Source organism: Streptomyces sp. N50 (genome assembly GCF_033335955.1).
GTDB lineage: Bacteria > Actinomycetota > Actinomycetes > Streptomycetales > Streptomycetaceae > Streptomyces.
The window spans coordinates 8094269-8111875 of sequence record NZ_CP137549.1; the positions used below are offsets into that span (position 1 = coordinate 8094269).

Here is a 17607-nt window from a genome sequence, read left to right on the forward strand (position 1 = left end):
GACCGGAGGGAGTTGCCGGGACTGGAGGGAGTTGTCGGGACCGGAGGGAGTTGTCGGGACCGGAGGGAGTTGCCGGGACTGGAGGGAGTTGTCGGGACCGGAGGGAGTTGCCGGGACTGGAGGGCATTGCGGGGACCAGGGCGCGCCGCCGGGATCGGAGCGTGCCGCAGCGGGATCGGAGCGTGCCGCAGCGGGGACAGGGCGCGGCGCGGTGGGGACAGGGCGCGCCCGGGGACCAGAGCGCGCCGCGAGCCCAGCGCGCGCCGCGAGCCCAGGGGGCGCCGGGGCTAGACCGCGCTCCCCGCCTTCCAATCCGACCACGACAGGTTCCAGCCGTTGAGGCCGTTGTCCGCCGCCACGGTCTTCTCGCCGGAGTTCTTCACGATGACGACGTCGCCGAGCATCGAGCTGTCGTAGAACTTGTAGCCCGCCACCGACGTGTCGTTCGCGCCCTTCGCGTCGTGCAGGCCGACGCAGCCGTGGCTGGTGTTCTCGCTGCCGAACACCGACGTGGACGCCCAGTAGTTGCCGTGCACGAAGGTGCCGGAGGTGGTCAGGCGCTGGGCGTGCGGGACGTCGGAGATGTCGTACTCGTCGCCGAGGCCGACCGTCGAGGACTCCATGCGGGTCTGCTTGAACCGCTCGCTGATCACCATGATCCCGGACCAGGTGGTGTGCTGGGCGTTGCCGCCGCTGACCGGGTAGGTCGCGAGGGTCTTGCCGTCGCGCTTGACGACCATCTCCTTGCTGGACAGGTCCACCGTGCTGATCTGCTCGCGCCCGATGTCGAAGGTGACGTCCTTGGACTGCACGCCGTAGATCCCGTCCTGGCCCTCGACGTCCTTCAGGCGCAGGCTGAGCGTGATCTTCGTGCCGGCGGCCCAGTACGTCTCGGGGCGGAAGTCCAGCCGCGTGTCGCTGAACCAGTGGCCGACGATCTCGACGGCGGGCTCGGCGGTGACGGTGATCGCCTTCTGGACGTTGGACCGGTCCTTCACCGCGTGCGTGAAGTTGATCGAGACGGGCATGCCGACGCCGGAGGTGGAGTTCGCCTCGGGGGTGAAGTAGCCGACGAAGGTCTCGCCGGGCGACTTCGTGGTGAAGGTCAGCGTCTTCGCGGCGGCGTCCTGCGCCTGCGCGGCGACCGTGTACTTCGTGCCCGAGTACGGGTTCTTCGTGGACGTCCACTTCGTCTTGGCGTCGTTGAAGGTGCCGGCCAGCGTGGAGCCGTCGTTGCCCGTCACCTTCACCGTGGCGAGCGTGCCGTCCACCACGGTCACCGTGACCGGGGCCGTGAAGTCGGCCTTCTTGGTGCCGTCGGCGGGCGAGACCGTGACGGTCGGCGCCTTCGCGGCCTTCACCGTCGCCGTCGTCGACGAACCACCCGACGACGAGCTCTCCGCGGCCCCCGCCGAACCGCTGCAACCGGTCAGGACGGCGGCCGGCACCACCCCGAGCACGGTGAGGACCCCACGACGGGACCACCTCTCCGACTGCTTCTCGGACCGGTTGGATATGTGCGACACGCCCACGGCAGGCCTTCCTCCGCATGTCGCGCACACCCCCTGGCCGTACGCGACGAGATCACCAGTGCCGTTGCATCCTCCGCCACTTCCATGGGTTGAGTCTTTGAATCCCAGGAGCTCCACCTGAGATTCCTGTGAAGAGAGCCTGAAAGAAGTCCTGAAACCACGGTTGCCGGACGCTTCCCGAGTGTGAACAGAGTATGAAGGCGCCGACCGGTGCCCTGAGTATCCGGTGAGATCCCCGTCCCGCCATGGCTTCCCCACCTACCCGGTCGGAATAGTGAGGAAGGAACTGAAGGCGGAGTTCCGTTTCGGCGGCTCCGCGGCAGACCACGCCGGAGGTATTCGTGACCGAAGTCCGCAAGCGGCCCACCGTGGCGATCGTCGGAGCGGGCGCGGCAGGCACCCTGACCGCCGTCCAGCTCTGCGAGACCGCCACCCGCCGCCGGACCCCGCTCGACCTGGTGCTGGTCGACCCGGCCCCGGAAGCCGGCCGCGGCACGGCCTACGCCACACCCGATCCACGCCACCGGCTCAACGTCCCGGCGGGCGGCATGAGTTGCTACCCCGACGACCCCGGCCACTTCACCCGCTGGCTGTGCCGCCACGGTGAACCCACGGTCAGCGGCGCCGACTTCGCCACCCGCTACCGCTACGGCGCCTACCTCGCCGACACCCTCGCCCAGGCCGTCGTCCGCTCCCACGGCACGGTCTCCGTACGGCGGCTCCGCACCCGCGCCGAGAGCTGTACCGGCACCCCCGAAGGCCCGGTGGAACTCCACCTCGCCGACGGGGGACTCCTCACCGCCGACAGCGCCGTCCTGGCCACCGGCCCCGCCGCCCCTACGGCCGCCTGGGCCCCGCCCGCCCTGCGCACCTCGCCCCGCTTCATCAACTCACCCTGGAAACCAGGCGCGTTGGACGCCGTGCGCGATGACACCGCCGACATCCTCCTCGTCGGCACCGGCCTCACCGCCGTGGACCTCGCCCTCACCCTGGACCGCTCCAAGCGCACGGTCCACGCCGTCTCCCGCAACGGACTCCTGCCCCAGCCCCACGCGTTGGGCCCGGCCGGCGCGATGGAGGCGCCGAACTGGCCGCGCGACCTGACCCTGAGCGGACTGCGCCGAACCGTCTACCGGCACGTCAGCCGCTCCGTCCGCACCCACGGCGACTGGCGCCCCGCCCTGGACAGCCTGCGCCCGCACACCGCGCGGCTCTGGCGCAGCCTGACCCCCGAAGAGCGCGGGGAGTTCCTCGCCCACGAGGGCGCCCTCTGGAACACCCACCGCCACCGCATGGCCCCCACCATCGCCGAGTCGGTCACCCGGGCCCGCACCGCGCGACGCCTCCAGGTCCACGCGGGCACGATCGCCGATGTGGTGGAGTCCGGCGGGCAGTTGGCGCTCACGCTGTCCAACGGCCGTACGGTGCGCGTGGGTTGGGTGATCGACTGCACGGGACCCGGGCAGCGGCTCGAAGACCCGCTGTGGCGTGGGCTGTTCGAGACAGGGGCGGCCGTGCCCGGCCCGCTCGGCATGGGGGTCGCCACCCGCGACGGACGCCTTCTCGACGCCCGAGGCCGTTCCCCACGACCGCTGTTCACGCTCGGCGCCCCCAGGCGCGGTGAGCTGTGGGAGACCACGGCGATCCCCGAGATCCGCGTCCAGGCCGCCACCCTGGCCCAGCAGTTGCTGGCGCCACCGGCCCGCCGCGCCGCCCGCCGCAGGCCCGTCGACGGACTCGGACTCCCGCTCTCCACCCACGCCGAGGCCGCCACCGCCTACCGCAACGGACTCGACCGGGTCCTCAAGGTCCGCGCCGGAGCCGAGGACGCCTTCGCCCGCGCGGTCGCCCTGGACCCCGGATTCGCCCTGGGCCACGCGGCGTTGGCGTTGCTCGGCCACGAGTGCGGGGCCGCGGTCGACGTACCCCGGGCGCTCGCGGACGCCCAGCGCTGCGCACACGAACGCGCCGACGAACGCGAGCGGTCCTTCGTCGACGTGATCACCCGCCGGGTCCAATCCGCCGACGGGGACGGCGCGTTGATACGACACCTCGACACCCACCCCGCCGACGCGCTGGCCCTCGCCGCCGCCGTCCCCACCATCGCCTTCTCCGGCGTCACCGACCTGGACGACGACTACGCGCTACGGCTCGTCGAGCGCACGTCCCCGGCCTACGACGGGCACTGGTTCCACACCTCGCTGCTCGCGTTCCTGCGCCAGGAACAGGGCCGACTGTACGAGGCGGGTGAACTCGCCCACCGCGCCCTGGGAGTTGAGCCCGCGTCCGGCCACGCCGTGCACGCGCTGGCCCACGTCCACTACGAGTCCGGCGCCCATGAGGCGGGCCGGGACTGGCTGGACGGCTGGGTGTCCGGGCAGGGCCGGGGTGCCGTCCACCGGGCCCACTTCTCCTGGCACATCGCCCTGCACGAACTGGCGTTGGACGACCCCGCCGCCGTACGCAGGCGCTGGTTCGCGCAGTTGTCGCCCGGGCGGGTGACCGGGGTGCGCGCGCTGGTGGACTCGGGGTCGCTGCTGTGGCGGGCGCGGCTCAGCGGCAACTGGCAGGGTGAGCTGCCCACTTCGGACGTCCTGGACACCGTGGCCTGCGAGGTGCTGGAGCGACCGGCTACGGCGTTCACGGCCCTGCACGCGGCGGTCGCTCTGACGGCGGCTGGAGACCTCCCGGCCCTCCGCCGCCTGCGCGACCACGCCGCGGGCGCCGACCCGGTGCAGCGCGAGGTCATCGCCCCGCTCTGCGACGCCTTCGCCGCCCTGGTCGAACACCGCTTCCAGGAAGCCGCCCACGGCCTCGACGCGTTGCTGCCGGTCCTGCGCAAGGTGGGCGGCAGCGCGGCCCAACGTGAGGTGGTGGAAGAGACGTTGCTGTTCGCGTTGGTGTCGGCGGGGCGGTGCGATGCGGCACGACGGTTGCTGGACGCGCGGCTGGACCGGAAGGCGGCGCCTCGGGACCGGCGGATGCTGGCGGGGTTGCCCGGGTGAGAGGGGCGGGGCGGGCGCCGGTACTGGACGCGCGTCCCGGTCGTAGGCCCGCGTCTTCGCCTTCGCCTTCCTCTTCGCCTTCCCCTTCGTGTGCGTCTGTCTCCGATGCCGGGGTCCGTCAGTCGGAAGTGGTCCGTTCGCAGGGTCCTTCCTCGGGGCTCGTGGGGAGGCTGAGGGTCGCCTCCAGGCCTCCCGCCGGGCCGGTGTCGAGGTCGAGGGTGCCGTGGTGGAGGTGGGCCTGTTGGTCGACGAGGGCCAGGCCCAGGCCGGAGCCGGGGGAGCGGGTACGGGTGCCGCGGGTGAACCGGGCCTTCATCGCCTGCTGTTGATCGGCGGGGATGCCGGGGCCGTCGTCGGCGACGGTGATGTGGACCGTTCCCGCGTCCTCGCCGAGCCGGACGTCCACCCTGCCCTCGGGGCGGCCGTGGAGGGCCGCGTTGTCGAGGAGGTTGTCGACGGCCAGGCGGAGGCCGACGGGCCAACCGTCCACGGTCGCGGGGGAGTTGGCCGTCAGTCGGTAGGTGGTCGCGGGGTGGCGGTGTGCCGCGTGGGCGACGGCCTCGTCGAGGAGCTCGCTCAGGACGACCGGGGTGCGTTCGGGCAGGGCGTGGGCGTCGCCGCGGGCCAGGGTCTGCAGACCGGTCAGGAGCGCGGTGATACGGCGGTGCTCCGCGCTCATCGCCTCCAGGGCGCGGGCCCGCTGGGGTGCGGGGAGGCCGGGGTTGCGCTGGAGGGTCTCCAGGGTGACCCCGAGGCCGGTGAGCGGGGTGCGCAGTTCGTGGCCCGCGTCGGCGGTGAAACGGCGGGTGGAGTCCATGCTGACGCGCAACTGGTCCAGCATGCTGTTCAGCGCGTGGGAGAGGTCCGCGACCTCCTGCGGCCGTGTGACGGCGGGGAGTTGGGGCCCGGCCGTGTCCGCGCTGATCGCGAGGGCGCCGGTCCGCAGCCGTTCGAGCGGCTGGAGGATGATCCGGGTGAGCAGCCAGACGCCGCCGGCCGTGGCGAGGGCGGCGAGGAGGGTGACGGCGGCGACGATCACGGTGTTGTCCGCGAGCCGCCGTTCGATCGGGTCGATGTCCTGGAGGACTTCGAGGCGCTCGCCGGTGGTGCTCAGGGACCGGGTCAGTGAGCGCCAGGTCTGCCCGTCGGTGTCGATCGTGCGGTAACCGTCCCGGGTGGGCACCGGCAGCGGGGCGCTCGGCGTCTCGCCGTGCTGCGCGATCACCTTCCCGCCGGAGACGAGCCGGACCAGACTCTGACTGCCGGCCAGCAGACCGCCGTAGTCGTCGTTGTCCTCCCCGTCACCGCTCGGATGGTCGCCCTGGTCACGGAGCTTGTCGGCGTCCTGGTCGCCCTTCTCGGCACGGGCGGCGAGCTGACGGTCGACGTCGGTACGGTCGCGATGGTCGATCCGGGCGACGATGACCAGCCCGGCGAGCGCGACCACGACGGTCACCAGCAGGACGACAGCGGCGGTGATCCGGGAGCGGAGGCTGCGCGGGAGCCAGGTCATGGACCGGTCCAGGGGGCGAGGGCTGGGGTGATGCGGGGGTGCGGGTTGCGGGGCTGCCAGGTCATGGACCGGTCCACGGGACGATGACGGCGGTGATCCGGTGGTGCGGCCGCCAGACCATGGGCGGGGGAGGTCGGACCGCCCGCGTCGGTGTTCCGGTGGTGTCGGTCGCGTCGCTGCCACGTCGTGGGCCGGTGCACGGGATGACCGTGGCCGTGATCGGCGCGCCGGCCGCATGTCAGCCACGTCATGAGCGGGTAGGCGGGACCGCCCCGGCGATGTTCCGGGGCCGCAGCCCGCGCGGCAGCCGCGTCGTGGACCGGTCCAGAGGGTGCCTGCCGCCGTGATCGGAGCGCCCGCCCCGCAGCACCACCCTCACGGCCCGGTCCGCAGGACGAAGCCGATGCCGCGGACGGTGCGCAGCACCCGGGGGCCGCCGTCGGCCTCCAGTTTCTTGCGGAGGTAGCCGATGAACACATCCACCACGTTGGTGTCCACGTCCCAGGTGTAGCCCCAGACCTGCTCCAACAGCTGGGCGCGGGACAGGACTTGGCCGGGTCGGTGGGCGAGGGCGAGGAGCAGGTCGAACTCGCGGGTGGTCAGGCGGAGTTCGCGTCCGGCGCGGGAGGCCACGCGGCGCGCGGGTTCGATCGCGACGTCGCCGACGACCAGGGACCGCTCGGTCGTCGACTCGTGCAGCCGCACCATCGCGTGCAGCCGCGCGGACAACTCCCCGACGGAGAAAGGCTTCACGACGTAGTCGTCCGCGCCCGCCGCGAGCCCCGCGACCCGGTCGTCGACCTCGTCGCGGGCGGAGAGCATGCACACGGGGAGGGTCCGGCCCTGGGCGCGCAGGGCGCGGACGACCTCCACGCCGGACAGGCCCGGCATCGTCACGTCCAGGACGATCACCGACGGCGGCCGGCCGGCGACCTCGTCGAGTGCCGTCTCGCCGTCCTCGGCCAGCCGCACCGTGAAGCCCTCGAGACCGAGCCCCAGGTCCAGGGCCGCGCGCACGCCGGGGTCGTCGTCGACCACCAGCACCTCCGGCTTCCGGCCCACCGCCGCCATGCAGCACCTCGACTTCCTCACCGGCACCCGCGGGAACGGGCACCGTCGTCTGCCCCCAGGATCGGCGGCGAACAACAAGGAAGTCTAAGAACCACGCGGGCCCGTCCTCCCACCGAGCCGGTATCGACACAGGTCAGCGGCGTGCCCGCCCCTCCCGGGCGCCGGGTTTCTTAGAGCGGCCACAAAGAGCGGAGCAAGGGTGAGGACACGCCCTGGCCGCCGGGGCACCTGGCCGCCGGGGCACCCCTGGCCCTCGCGACGAAGGAAGCCCGCCGATGACCCTGTCCACCGAGCTGCCCCGCGGGCAACGCACCCCGCCCGCTCCACCCCGCAGGGGGCGATTCACGCTCGCCGACCCGCTCGGCGCGCTGGCGATCCTGTCCGTGGTCGCGGTCGTGGCGCTCTGGGTGATGAACCAGGGCGGCCCACTCAGCCTGACGGCCTCCGACCGTGCGACCGGCTCCCTCGGCCTCCTCGCCGGACTCCTGGCCTCCGACCTGATGATCCTCCAGGTCCTCCTGCTCGCCCGGATCCCCTGGGTGGAACGGTCCTGGGGCCACGACCTGCTCACCCGCCGGCACCGTCTGATCGGCTTCGCGTCGTTCTGGCTGATGACGGCCCACGTCATCCTGTTCGCCGTGGAACGGTCCACACGCGAACCCACGGCGATACCGGACGCACTCCTGCGCCTGTTCGTCACCGACTCATGGATGCTGTTCGCCACCGTGGGGACCCTCCTGCTGATCATGGTCGTGGTCACCTCGGTCCGCGCGGCCCGCCGCCGACTCCGCTACGAGTCATGGCACCTGCTGCACCTCTACTCCTACGCCGGCATCGCGGCCACCTTCCCGCACACCTTCACCGACGGCGCCGACTTCCACGAGACCTGGACCCGCGTGTACTGGTGGTGCCTGTACGGCTTCGCGTTCGCCGCCACCCTCCTCCACCGTGTCGCGCTGCCCGCCTGGCGCTCCCTCTACCACCGCCTGCGGGTCGAGTCCGTGGTCACCGAGGCGCCCGGCACGGTCTCGGTCACCCTCAAGGGCCACCGCCTGGACCGGATGCGGACGGCCTCCGGCCAGTTCTTCGTCTGGCGCTTCCTCGACGGCCCCGGCTGGTCCCGCGGCAACCCCTACACGCTCTCCGCCGCCCCCACCCCGGACCGGTTGCGCATCACGATCAAGTCCGCGGGCGACGGCAGCGAACGCGCCGCCCGCCTCACCCCCGGCACCCGCGCCCTGATCGAGGGCCCCTACGGCACGCTCACCGCCCGCCACCGCACTCACCCCGGCATGCTCCTCATGGCCGCCGGAATCGGCATCACCCCCATGCGCGCCCTGCTCGAGGACGCCCCCTACGCCCCCGGCGAGGCCACGCTCATCTATCGCTACGGCGAGGACGAGCACGCCGTGTTCGCCGACGAACTCCGCGCCATCGCCGCCGACCGAGGCGTCGAGCTGATCCTTCTCCCGGGACCGCGCCGCGCCGACACGTCGTGGCAGGCGGCGGGTCCCCTACACCGCGACGGCACGTCCTGGCCGGTCGCGGGCCCGGCCCACCGCATGGACGCCTCCCGACCGGCTGCCGGTCCCGTGCAGCGCGCCGACACCTCCTGGCAGACCGCGGGCCCGGCCCACCGCACCGATGCCTCCCTACAGGCGGCCGCCTCCGCGCACCGCGTCGGCACTTCCCGGCAGACCGCCGGTCCCGCCCACCCCACCGCCACTCCCGAGCAGACCACCGCCCCCACCCACCTCGACGACGACGCCCAGGTCCTCAAGAACCTCGTCCCCGACATCGCCCACCGGGACATCTACGTCTGCGGCCCGCCCACCTGGATCACCGCCGTCCGCAAGGCCGCCCGCGCCGCCGGCGCCCACCGCGACAGCGTCCACACCGAAGAGTTCGCCTGGTAGCGGCACCCCACCCCGTCAACAAGCAGTACCCCACCCCGTCAACAACAGGAGCACGCATGCGACGCGTCACCCTCTGGTTCACCGCCACCGTCTCCGTGGCCGTCCTCCTCTTCGCCTTCCAGCTCAACGCCTCCGGCGCGACCGGCAAGTCCGGAGACGGCGGCGACCACATGCCGCCCGCCTCCACCTCCACGTCCAACGCCTCGGCCAAGCCAGGGGACGACACCGCCGGCTACGGAGACCACGTCGGGAAGCCGGGCGAGAACAAGTAGGTCGCCTCACGGGCCAGCCGACTCCCGTTCCACGGGCGCCTCTTCACGAACCCCACGTCGGCGGCCGTGCGCCCCCGTCACACCTCCGGCCGCCACCCCGACGCCCGCGATATCCCACGCGCCGCGAGCCGTACGGCCGGGACCAACGCCGGTACCTGCGCGTCCACTTGGGGAACGACCACCGACACCGCGGCGACCACCGCACCGCCCGGCCCGCGCACCGGAGCCGCCACCGACAGCGCGTCGTCCGTGATCTGACGGGTACTCACCGCCACCCCGGTGCGCCGGACTTCGGCCAGCACCCGGCGCAGCCGTACCGGATCGGTGATCGTGTACGGCGTGAAGGACGCCAACGGACCGGCGCAGTAGGCCTCTTGGGAGTCCGGGTCGTCGTGGGCGAGCAGGGCCAGGCCCACTCCGGTGGCGTGGAGCGGCCAGCGCGCGCCCACCCGGATGTGCACGCCGACCGCCGAACGGCCTGAGATCCACTCGGTGTAGACGACCTCCGCGCCGTCCCGCACCGCCAACTGCACGTTCTCGTGCGTCGATTCGTACAGGTCCTCCAGGTAGGGGAGGGCGAGTTGGCGCAGGGCGAGGCCGCGCGGTGCGAGCGCCGCGATCTCCCACAGCCGTAGGCCGACGTGGTACGCGCCCGACGCGTCCCGTTCCAGCGCGCCCCACTCGGTGAGGGCGCCCGCGAGGCGGTGGGTGGTGGTCAGGGTGAGGCCTGCGCGGCGGCTGATGTCGGAGAGGGACAGGGCCGTGTGCGCGTGGTCGAAGGCGGCGAGCACGGCGAGCAGCCGGTCCGGCGCGGAGCGCGTGGCGGGGGCCGTCGACCGGGGGATCTTCGAGGGCCGGGAGGTGGCTGTCGACCCGGTGATCGGCGCCGACTGTGCGGTGGCCGCGGACCCGGTGGCCGTAGCGGAATCGGCGGTCGTCGCGGACCGGGTGGTGGTCATGGCCGGGCCTCCGTCCGGTGTCAGGTCAGTCCGTCCTCGGCGACCCGTTGCAGCAGGGTGTGCAGGGTCTCGCGCTCGGCCGCGTCGAGGGGGCCCAGCAGTTCGTTCGTGACGCGCAGGCCCGCCTCGTCGGTGTCGCGCAGGAAGCCGCGGCCGTCCGCCGTCAGGACCACAGTGCGGCTGCGCCGGTCGTCGGGGGAAGGGCGGCGCTCGGCGAATCCCAGCTTCTCCAGGTCGTCGACCAGGCCGACGATCGCGCTCGGGTCGTAGCCGAGCCGGGTGCTCAGTTCGCGCTGGAGGGCGCCCTCGGACGTGGCCAGGAAGCGGAGCAGCGCGTAGTGGCGCAGGCGCAGGCCCGACTCCTGGAGGAACGTGTTGAAGAGCTGGCCGGAGCGCAGGCCCAGCCGGTACATGAGGTAGCCCGTGTCCGCGTGCAGCCCGCGCATCCACGGCTCGTGCGCGTCGATCGGGGGGTTCGCGGCGTGCGGCTGACGGGCGATGGCGGGCTCCCTGGGTCGAGGCCCCGGGCGGGGCGTGCGGTGGTCCGGGACCAGTCTGACGCACATGGTCCATCGGCAACAACTATTGACGTCAACAATTATTGCTCTTAGCTTCGATCTCGTAGCCGCACCCCGGTGCGTTCAGACCCCGGCGCGGCTCGCAGCCGTATCGCCGTGTGAAGGGATCCGCTCGTGCCCAGCATCGATCTGACCGGCAAGGTCGCCGTCGTCACCGGCAGTGGCCGGGGCCTCGGCCTCGCCTACGCGCACGCCCTGGCCGCCCACGGCGCGTCCGTGGTCGTCAACGACATCGACGAGGCGGTGGCCGAACAGGCCGTGAAGTCGATCGCCGAGGCGGGCGGCACCGCCGTCGCCGAGGTCGTCCCGGTCGGTACGACGGAGGCCGCCGAACGGCTGGTGAACCGTGCCGTCGAGGAGTTCGGGAGGCTCGACATCCTGGTCACCAACGCGGGCATCCTGCGCGACAAGGTGCTGTGGAAGATGACCGACGAGGACTTCGACGCGGTGATCACCACCCACCTCAAGGGCACCTTCACCTGCGCCCGCGCCGCCGCCGTACGGATGCGCGAGCAGGGCGAGGGCGGCAGCCTGATTTTGGTCGGCTCGCCGGCCGGCCAGCGCGGCAACTTCGGCCAGACCAACTACTCGGCCGCCAAGGCCGGCATCGCCGCCTTCGCCCGTACCTGGTCGATGGAGCTCGGCCGCGCGGGCATCACCGTCAACGCGATCGTGCCGGTCGCCGCGACCGCGATGACCGAGACGATCCCGGCGTTCGCCCCGTACATCGAGGCCATGAGGAACGGCGACCCGCTGCCCGACTTCCTCCGCAAGGGCGAGGGCTTCGGCACCCCCGAGGACTGCGCGGCCCTCGTGCCGTTCCTCGCCTCCGAGGCCGCGCGCGGGATCACCGGCCAGGCCATCGGCATCGGCGGCGACAAGGTGGCACTCTGGTCCCACCCGCAGGAGATCAGCGCGGCCTACGCCGACGGCGGCTGGACCCCTGACACCCTGGCCGACGCCTTCCCCACCTCGGTCGGCGCCGAACTCCAGTCGGTCGGCATCCCCGCACCGAAGCTGCCGGAGGCGTGATGGACATCGGTACGGACACGGGTACGGGTATGGACGTCGGTGGACTCGTCGCGATCGATGTCCACACCCACGCGGAGGTGTCCTCGAAGGGCCACTCCTCCCTGGACGACGACCTGCACGACGCCTCCTCCGCCTACTTCAAGGTCGAGGGCAAGCGGAAACCGACCCTGGAGGAGACCGCCGCGTACTACCGCGAGCGGAAGATGGCCGCGGTGATCTTCACGGTCGACGCCGAGTCCGCGACAGGCACCGAGCCCGTCCCGAACGAGGAGGTCGCCGAGGCCGCCGCCGCCAACCCGGACGTCCTGATCCCCTTCGCGTCCATCGACCCGTTCCGGGGTAGGGCGGGCGTGAAGCAGGCCCGGCGGCTGGTCGAGGAGTACGGGGTCAAGGGCTTCAAGTTCCACCCCAACATCCAGGGCTTCTTCCCGAACGACCGTTCCGTGGCCTACGACCTGTACGAGGTCATCGAGGAGACGGGCACCATCGCCCTGTTCCACACGGGCCAGACGGGCATCGGCGCGGGAGTGCCGGGAGGGGGCGGGATCCGCCTGAAGTACTCCAACCCCTTGCACGTGGACGACGTCGCCGCCGACTTCCCGCACCTCAAGATCATCCTGGCGCACCCGTCCTTCCCCTGGCAGGACGAGGCCCTCGCCGTCGCCACGCACAAGCCGGGCGTCCACATCGACCTGTCCGGCTGGTCCCCGAAGTACTTCCCGCCGCAACTGGTGCAGTACGCCAACACCCTGCTGAAGGACAAGGTCCTCTTCGGCTCCGACTACCCCGTCCTCACCCCGGACCGCTGGCTCGCCGACTTCGAGAAGCTGCCGATCAAGGACGAGGTCAAGCCGAAGATCCTCAAGGAGAACGCCGCCCGCCTGCTCGGACTGACGTAAGGGGCACCGGATGCGCAACGAGGGACTGGGCTCCTGGCCCGCACGCCGGGCCCGGAAGACCCCGCACCGCACGGCTCTGGTCCACGGCGGATCGTCCACGGTCCACGGCGGACCGTCGGCGGTCGGCGGTGGATCGTCGGCGGGGCGCAGTAGTTCGTCGACGGTCGCCGGTGGATCGTCGGCGGGGCACGGTAGTTCGTCGACGGTCGCCGGTGGATCATCGGCGGATCACGGTAGTTCGTCGACAGTCGACAATGGACCGTCGACCGGCCACGGTATTGCGTCGACGGACGGCGGCGGTTCGCCGAACGGCCACAGCGGTCCGCCGACGCACGGTGGCGGTTCGTCGATGGACTACGGCACATTGCATACCCGAACCACCCGCCTCGCCCACGCCCTCCGCACCCGGGGCGTCCGCCGCGGCGACCGCATCGCCTACCTCGGCCCCAACCACCCCTCCTACCTGGAGACCCTGTTCGCGGCCGGCATCCTCGGCGCGGTCTTCGTCCCCCTCAACACCCGCCTCGTCGGCCCGGAGATCGCCCACCAACTCAGCGACTCCGGCGCCAAGATCCTCGTCTACGGCCCGACGCACGCCGGCCTCGTCGCCGGACTCCCGGGCAGCACCGACGTCCGTACGTACGTCGAAGTCGGCCCGGAATACGAGGAGTTGCTCGGCGCGGCCTCCGACGAGCCGATCGACGAGCCCGTCTCGGCCGACGACACCTGCATCATCATGTACACCTCGGGCACGACCGGCCGTCCCAAGGGCGCCATGCTCACCCACGGCAACCTGGCCTGGAACGCGATCAACGTCCTCGTCGACACCGACCTGATCGCGGACGAACGCGCCCTGGTCTCCGCCCCGTTGTTCCACACGGCCGGCCTGAACATGCTCACCCTGCCGGTGCTGCTCAAGGGCGGTACCTGTGTCCTGGTCGAGGCCTTCGACCCGGCGGCCACCTTCGACCTGATCGAACAGCACCGGATCACCTTCATGTTCGGGGTCCCGACGATGTTCGACCAGCTGGCCCGGCACCCCCGCTGGGCCGACGCCGACCTCTCCTCGCTGCGCATCCTCACCTGCGGCGGCTCCCCGGTACCGTCCCCGCTGATCGCCGCCTACCAGGAACGCGGACTCACCTTCCTCCAGGGCTACGGCATGACGGAGGCCGCGCCCGGAACCCTGTTCCTGGACGCCGAACACGCGGTCAGCAAGGCGGGTTCGGCGGGCGTGCCGCACTTCTTCAGCGACGTGCGGGTCGTACGGCCCGACCTCACCCCCGCCGACGTCGGCGAGACCGGCGAGGTCGTGGTGCGCGGGCCCCATGTCATGCCCGGTTATTGGGGGTTGCCCGAGGAGACGGCCGCGGTCTTCGCCGACGGCTGGTTCCGCAGCGGGGACGCGGCGCGGATCGACGAGGACGGGTACGTGTACATCGTCGACCGCATGAAGGACATGATCATCTCCGGTGGGGAGAACATCTACCCCGCCGAGATCGAGGACCTCCTCCTCGCCCACCCCGACATCGTGGAGTGCGCGGTCATCGGGGTCGCGGACGACAAGTGGGGCGAGGTGCCGCGCGCGGTCGTCGTGCCCCGTGAAGGTGCCTCGCCGGACCCCGACGAGGTGCTCGCGTCGCTGGCCGGCCGACTCGCCAAGTACAAGATCCCCAAGTCGATGGTGGTCGCGGACGAACTCCCGCGCACCGCCTCCGGAAAGCTCCTCAAGTCCCGGGTGCGCAAGCGCTTCGGCGACCGGTAACTCCCTTAAGGAACAGGCTACTTATGAGCATCACCGTCAACGGTCTCGACGAACTCAAGAAGCTCGCCGACAGTGACCTCGGCACCAGCGAGTGGATCGAGATCACCCAGGAGCGCATCAACACCTTCGCCGATGCGACGGGTGACCATCAGTGGATCCACGTCGACCCGGAGAAGGCGGCGGCGGGCCCCTTCGGTGCGCCCATCGCGCACGGCTATCTGACCCTCTCCCTCTTCATCCCGCTCTTCACCGAGCTGCTGGACGTCGAGGGCGTGTCCACGAAGGTCAACTACGGCCTGAACAAGGTCCGTTTCCCCGCACCGGTGAAGGTCGGCTCCCGGATCCGGCTCGTCGCGAAGCTCGCCTCGGTCGAGGACGTGCCGGGCGGAGTACAGGTCGCCGTCGACGGGACCATCGAGATCGACGGCGGGCCGAAGCCCGCCGCCGTCCTGCAGAGTCTCTCGCGGTTCTACGCCTGACCGGCGGCTACCGCAGACTGTCTACGACCGACTGCCGACCGTCGTTGTCTACTGCTGCTTGTACGAGTACACGCTCGTCGACACCTGGCACACACCCGGCTGGACGACCTCGGCCCGCAACGTGCCGCTGTTCACGTCGTAGTCGATGCCCTCGGCCTCGAACGTGCCCGTGCAGATGCTGCGTTGGGGCAGTGCGAACAGGCTGGTGACCGTGCCGGTGATCGGCTGGCCGTCCAGCTTGTGCGGCAGGTCGACCTGGAGGAGCGGGCGGATCTCGGGGAACTTGGTCCCCGACGCGTCGTCCGAGACGCACACCAGGCGGGTGTCCGTCACGAAGTCGCAGCCCTGGATGTCGTTCACCGTCCTGTCCAGGGTGATCTGCCCCGCCTGCGGCAGTGCCCCGCCCGTCTTGGGGGTGGACGCGTTGAGCAGGGGGGTGGGGAAGACCTGGAGTCTGGACTGGTCGCCCCACTCGCCCGACACCATCCACTGTGTGTCGGGCGAGATCGCGTCGAACGAGTTGTTGATCTTCTCGCCCGAGTCGAGCGTGTGGACGTACGTGTAGCGCGTCCCGGACGGCGTGGTGACCGCGAACATCTTGGACGTGGCCGTGTCGGCGCCCTGGTAGGCGTCGAAGACGTAGCTGTTCGCGATGTCCGGGTCGCCGATGTGGTTCCAGCCCTGGATGCGCAGATCCAGCGGGATGGACGCCAGCCCGCGGTACAGCAGCGAGCCGTCCGCCTGGCTGGCGACGCCCTCACCGCCGCCGAGACTGCCGGTGTACGCGGTGCCGGTCTCCGTCCAGGTGGTTGCGGCGGCGGCCGAGGAGGTGCTCACGCCGAGCGTGAGAGCACCCAATAAGCCAGCGAGGACAGTGAGTTGACGCTTCATCAGATACCTGCCAGGTCGACGAAGATGGGGTTGGAATAGAACCATGTGTCGGCCCACGGGTCACCGTTTCCGGGCTCGTGGGGGATCGGGCCGTGCGGGTCCACCGAGGCACCGAGGTAGCCCGCGCCGTGTCGCTTGCCGTCGCTGCCGCGCAGCCGCAGGTAGAAGGACTCGTCCCCGGCGGTCACCGGGATGCGCAGGGTGTACGTCCCCTTGCGGCCGCCGACGTCCGCCGTACGGACGACCTTCGTGTCCGGCGCCCGCCACGCGTCCCGGTCGGACACCGCGCCGCGCACCGCGCCCCGGATCACGTCCACGTGCGCCAACTCGGGCAGGATTCCCTGGGGGTTGGGCCGCGAGGCGGTCGTCACGGTGATGTTCAGCGTGAGCCGGTCGCCCTTGCGGACGCGCAGCCGGCCGCCCAGGGTGACACCCTGGCCGTGGTCGCAGTCCCGCTTCAGGCGGACGTCGAGCCCGTCCAGCAGATGCCCGTGGTCGACCCAGACCCGCCCCGCGCGCATCCCCGCCATCACCTCGCGGTAGCCGTAGCGCGTCACACCCACATGGGTGCGGCTGAACTCGCCGGGCCAGAAGTCGCTGCCGGGCTGCGGGGAGTCGGTCCGCACCGGGTCGGGCAGCTTGCCGGTGTTGTCGAAGTTCTGCCCGTCGGGCCAGGCGCCGTTGGCCCAAGTGTCGTAGACCGTACGGTGGTTGTCGGAGTTGGTGGTGATCGAGAACAGCCGGCCCTCGGCCAGCATCGAGTCCCACAGCCCGCCGACGGTCGCCGTCGCCCAGTCGAAACCGCCGTACGTCACATACGCGTCCGCCGGATAGCCCGACCAGGACTGCGCCGAGGGCTTGTTCTCGTACTCGCCGCGGATCGACGTGGCGCCGCGCCAGCCGGGAGGGCCGCGCCCTGGGCGCCGGGCGCGCCCTCCATGCCGATCATGATCTCGGGGGCCGCGTCCCGCCAGGCCCGCATCTCGTGCGGGGAGTCGATGCCCAGGCGCAGCGGGTGGTTGGCCAGGACGACGACGTCGTCGACGTAGCCCGAACGCCGTTGCGCTGCCAGCCACTTGATGGCCTTCACGGCGTGCGCCTCGTTGCGGGCGGTGTCCGCGTCGGCGGCACCGCCCTTGTCGTAGCCCAACAGCTTGCCGTCGTAGGCGAGTTCGAACTGCGTGAGCAGATCCACCTCGTGCTGGCCGGGCGCGGCGAAGATCGTGCAGTGCTCGGCGGCCGGGATGTACCACTCCAGGCCCTGGAAGATCAGCTGGCGGGGGTTCGCGGCACGCGCCTTGAGGATCTCCGTGTGCTCCAACTCGGCGCCGTAGGAGGCGTGTCCGAAGTTGGAGTGCTCGTTGAACACCATCCAGTCGAGGCCGTACCGCGCGGCGGCCCTCGCCTGCTGGGAGAACGTGTACTTCGCGTCGTGGCTGTACACGGAGTGCACGTGGTGGTCGCCGACGAGGTAGGCGAGGCGCGGGTCGTTGCCGCCGTAGCCGCGCCCTGCCGCCGACGCGGAGGTGGCGAGCGGGCCCGCGCCGAGGGTGAACGCGGCGCCGAACAGGCCCGCGCGGCGCAGGAGTTGACGTCGGGAGACGCCCTGCGTGTCGAGGTCGGCGGGGGAGACGGACGGATCGGCCCAGGAGGGCAGCTGCTGCTCGGTCATGAGGATTCAGGAGTCCTTGTCAG

Annotated in this window: 13 protein-coding genes and 1 pseudogene; 7 read left to right on the forward strand and 7 right to left on the reverse strand. The window is 71.5% G+C overall.

Annotated elements, in window-relative coordinates; genetic code table 11:
- Nucleotides 1-287: 287 nt before the first annotated feature.
- A complete protein-coding gene (locus R2B38_RS35975) occupies nucleotides 288-1532 on the reverse strand; it encodes an Ig-like domain-containing protein (protein ID WP_318019986.1) in 1245 nt (414 codons plus the stop codon).
- 341 nt (nucleotides 1533-1873) lie between these two features.
- Between R2B38_RS35975 and R2B38_RS35980 the strand changes: the two genes are divergently transcribed.
- Nucleotides 1874-4537 carry an FAD/NAD(P)-binding protein gene (locus R2B38_RS35980; protein WP_318019987.1) on the forward strand — a complete coding sequence of 888 codons (2664 nt, stop codon included), beginning with the start codon at nucleotides 1874-1876 and terminating at the stop codon, nucleotides 4535-4537.
- Nucleotides 4538-4655: 118 nt separating this feature from the next.
- Here the strand turns inward: R2B38_RS35980 and R2B38_RS35985 are convergent, their stop codons facing one another.
- Together R2B38_RS35985 and R2B38_RS35990 are read right to left on the reverse strand one after the other, a co-directional pair.
- Nucleotides 4656-6050 (reverse strand): HAMP domain-containing sensor histidine kinase, encoded by a 1395-nt coding sequence (locus R2B38_RS35985; protein ID WP_318019988.1) that lies wholly within the window; start codon nucleotides 6048-6050, stop codon nucleotides 4656-4658.
- 375 nt (nucleotides 6051-6425) lie between these two features.
- Nucleotides 6426-7121 carry a response regulator transcription factor gene (locus R2B38_RS35990; RefSeq protein WP_318019989.1) on the reverse strand — a complete coding sequence of 232 codons (696 nt, stop codon included), beginning with the start codon at nucleotides 7119-7121 and terminating at the stop codon, nucleotides 6426-6428.
- A 275-nt stretch (nucleotides 7122-7396) separates the two neighbouring features.
- Between R2B38_RS35990 and R2B38_RS35995 the strand changes: the two genes are divergently transcribed.
- Together R2B38_RS35995 and R2B38_RS36000 are read left to right on the forward strand one after the other, a co-directional pair.
- The gene (locus R2B38_RS35995; protein ID WP_318019990.1) at nucleotides 7397-9037 is read left to right on the forward strand and encodes a ferric reductase-like transmembrane domain-containing protein; all 1641 of its coding nucleotides are present in this window, start codon (nucleotides 7397-7399) and stop codon (nucleotides 9035-9037) included.
- A gap of 56 nt (nucleotides 9038-9093) precedes the next feature.
- The gene (locus R2B38_RS36000; RefSeq protein ID WP_318019991.1) at nucleotides 9094-9309 is read left to right on the forward strand and encodes a hypothetical protein; all 216 of its coding nucleotides are present in this window, start codon (nucleotides 9094-9096) and stop codon (nucleotides 9307-9309) included.
- A 77-nt stretch (nucleotides 9310-9386) separates the two neighbouring features.
- Here the strand turns inward: R2B38_RS36000 and R2B38_RS36005 are convergent, their stop codons facing one another.
- Both R2B38_RS36005 and R2B38_RS36010 read right to left on the reverse strand, forming a co-directional pair.
- The gene (locus tag R2B38_RS36005; RefSeq protein WP_318019992.1) at nucleotides 9387-10268 is read right to left on the reverse strand and encodes an IclR family transcriptional regulator; all 882 of its coding nucleotides are present in this window, start codon (nucleotides 10266-10268) and stop codon (nucleotides 9387-9389) included.
- Between the two features lie 20 nt (nucleotides 10269-10288).
- The gene (locus R2B38_RS36010; protein WP_411978605.1) at nucleotides 10289-10714 is read right to left on the reverse strand and encodes a MarR family winged helix-turn-helix transcriptional regulator; all 426 of its coding nucleotides are present in this window, start codon (nucleotides 10712-10714) and stop codon (nucleotides 10289-10291) included.
- 246 nt (nucleotides 10715-10960) lie between these two features.
- On the opposite strand from R2B38_RS36010, the gene R2B38_RS36015 reads away from it, so the two are divergent.
- From R2B38_RS36015 to R2B38_RS36030, 4 genes are read left to right on the forward strand one after another with little or no spacing between them, the layout of a single operon-like run.
- Nucleotides 10961-11878, forward strand: coding sequence for an SDR family NAD(P)-dependent oxidoreductase (locus tag R2B38_RS36015; RefSeq protein WP_318019994.1), 918 nt, complete (start codon nucleotides 10961-10963; stop codon nucleotides 11876-11878).
- Between the two features lie 29 nt (nucleotides 11879-11907).
- Nucleotides 11908-12777, forward strand: a complete 870-nt coding sequence (locus R2B38_RS36020) for an amidohydrolase family protein (RefSeq protein ID WP_318021880.1) — start codon at nucleotides 11908-11910, stop codon at nucleotides 12775-12777.
- Between the two features lie 10 nt (nucleotides 12778-12787).
- Nucleotides 12788-14542 (forward strand): long-chain fatty acid--CoA ligase, encoded by a 1755-nt coding sequence (locus R2B38_RS36025; protein ID WP_318019995.1) that lies wholly within the window; start codon nucleotides 12788-12790, stop codon nucleotides 14540-14542.
- 23 nt (nucleotides 14543-14565) lie between these two features.
- The gene (locus R2B38_RS36030) at nucleotides 14566-15021 is read left to right on the forward strand and encodes a MaoC family dehydratase (RefSeq protein ID WP_318019996.1); all 456 of its coding nucleotides are present in this window, start codon (nucleotides 14566-14568) and stop codon (nucleotides 15019-15021) included.
- Nucleotides 15022-15069: 48 nt separating this feature from the next.
- Here the strand turns inward: R2B38_RS36030 and R2B38_RS36035 are convergent, their stop codons facing one another.
- Both R2B38_RS36035 and R2B38_RS36040 read right to left on the reverse strand, forming a co-directional pair.
- The gene (locus R2B38_RS36035; protein ID WP_318019997.1) at nucleotides 15070-15912 is read right to left on the reverse strand and encodes a hypothetical protein; all 843 of its coding nucleotides are present in this window, start codon (nucleotides 15910-15912) and stop codon (nucleotides 15070-15072) included.
- Nucleotides 15912-17584: pseudogene (locus R2B38_RS36040) on the reverse strand (histidinol-phosphatase). Before R2B38_RS36040 ends, R2B38_RS36035 begins: the two are co-directional and overlap by 1 nt.
- Nucleotides 17585-17607 lie beyond the last annotated feature (23 nt).

Coding starts and splice junctions, on each gene's coding strand:
- R2B38_RS36025 (WP_318019995.1), top strand. CDS start 12,788: ATGCGCAACGAGGGACTGGGCTCCTGGCCCGCACGCCGGGCCCGGAAG.
- R2B38_RS36030 (WP_318019996.1), top strand. CDS start 14,566: ATGAGCATCACCGTCAACGGTCTCGACGAACTCAAGAAGCTCGCCGAC.
- R2B38_RS35995 (WP_318019990.1), top strand. CDS start 7,397: ATGACCCTGTCCACCGAGCTGCCCCGCGGGCAACGCACCCCGCCCGCT.
- R2B38_RS36005 (WP_318019992.1), bottom strand. CDS start 10,268: ATGACCACCACCCGGTCCGCGACGACCGCCGATTCCGCTACGGCCACC.
- R2B38_RS36035 (WP_318019997.1), bottom strand. CDS start 15,912: ATGAAGCGTCAACTCACTGTCCTCGCTGGCTTATTGGGTGCTCTCACG.
- R2B38_RS36000 (WP_318019991.1), top strand. CDS start 9,094: ATGCGACGCGTCACCCTCTGGTTCACCGCCACCGTCTCCGTGGCCGTC.
- R2B38_RS36020 (WP_318021880.1), top strand. CDS start 11,908: ATGGACGTCGGTGGACTCGTCGCGATCGATGTCCACACCCACGCGGAG.
- R2B38_RS35990 (WP_318019989.1), bottom strand. CDS start 7,121: ATGGCGGCGGTGGGCCGGAAGCCGGAGGTGCTGGTGGTCGACGACGAC.
- R2B38_RS36010 (WP_411978605.1), bottom strand. CDS start 10,714: ATGCGCGGGCTGCACGCGGACACGGGCTACCTCATGTACCGGCTGGGC.
- R2B38_RS35985 (WP_318019988.1), bottom strand. CDS start 6,050: ATGACCTGGCTCCCGCGCAGCCTCCGCTCCCGGATCACCGCCGCTGTC.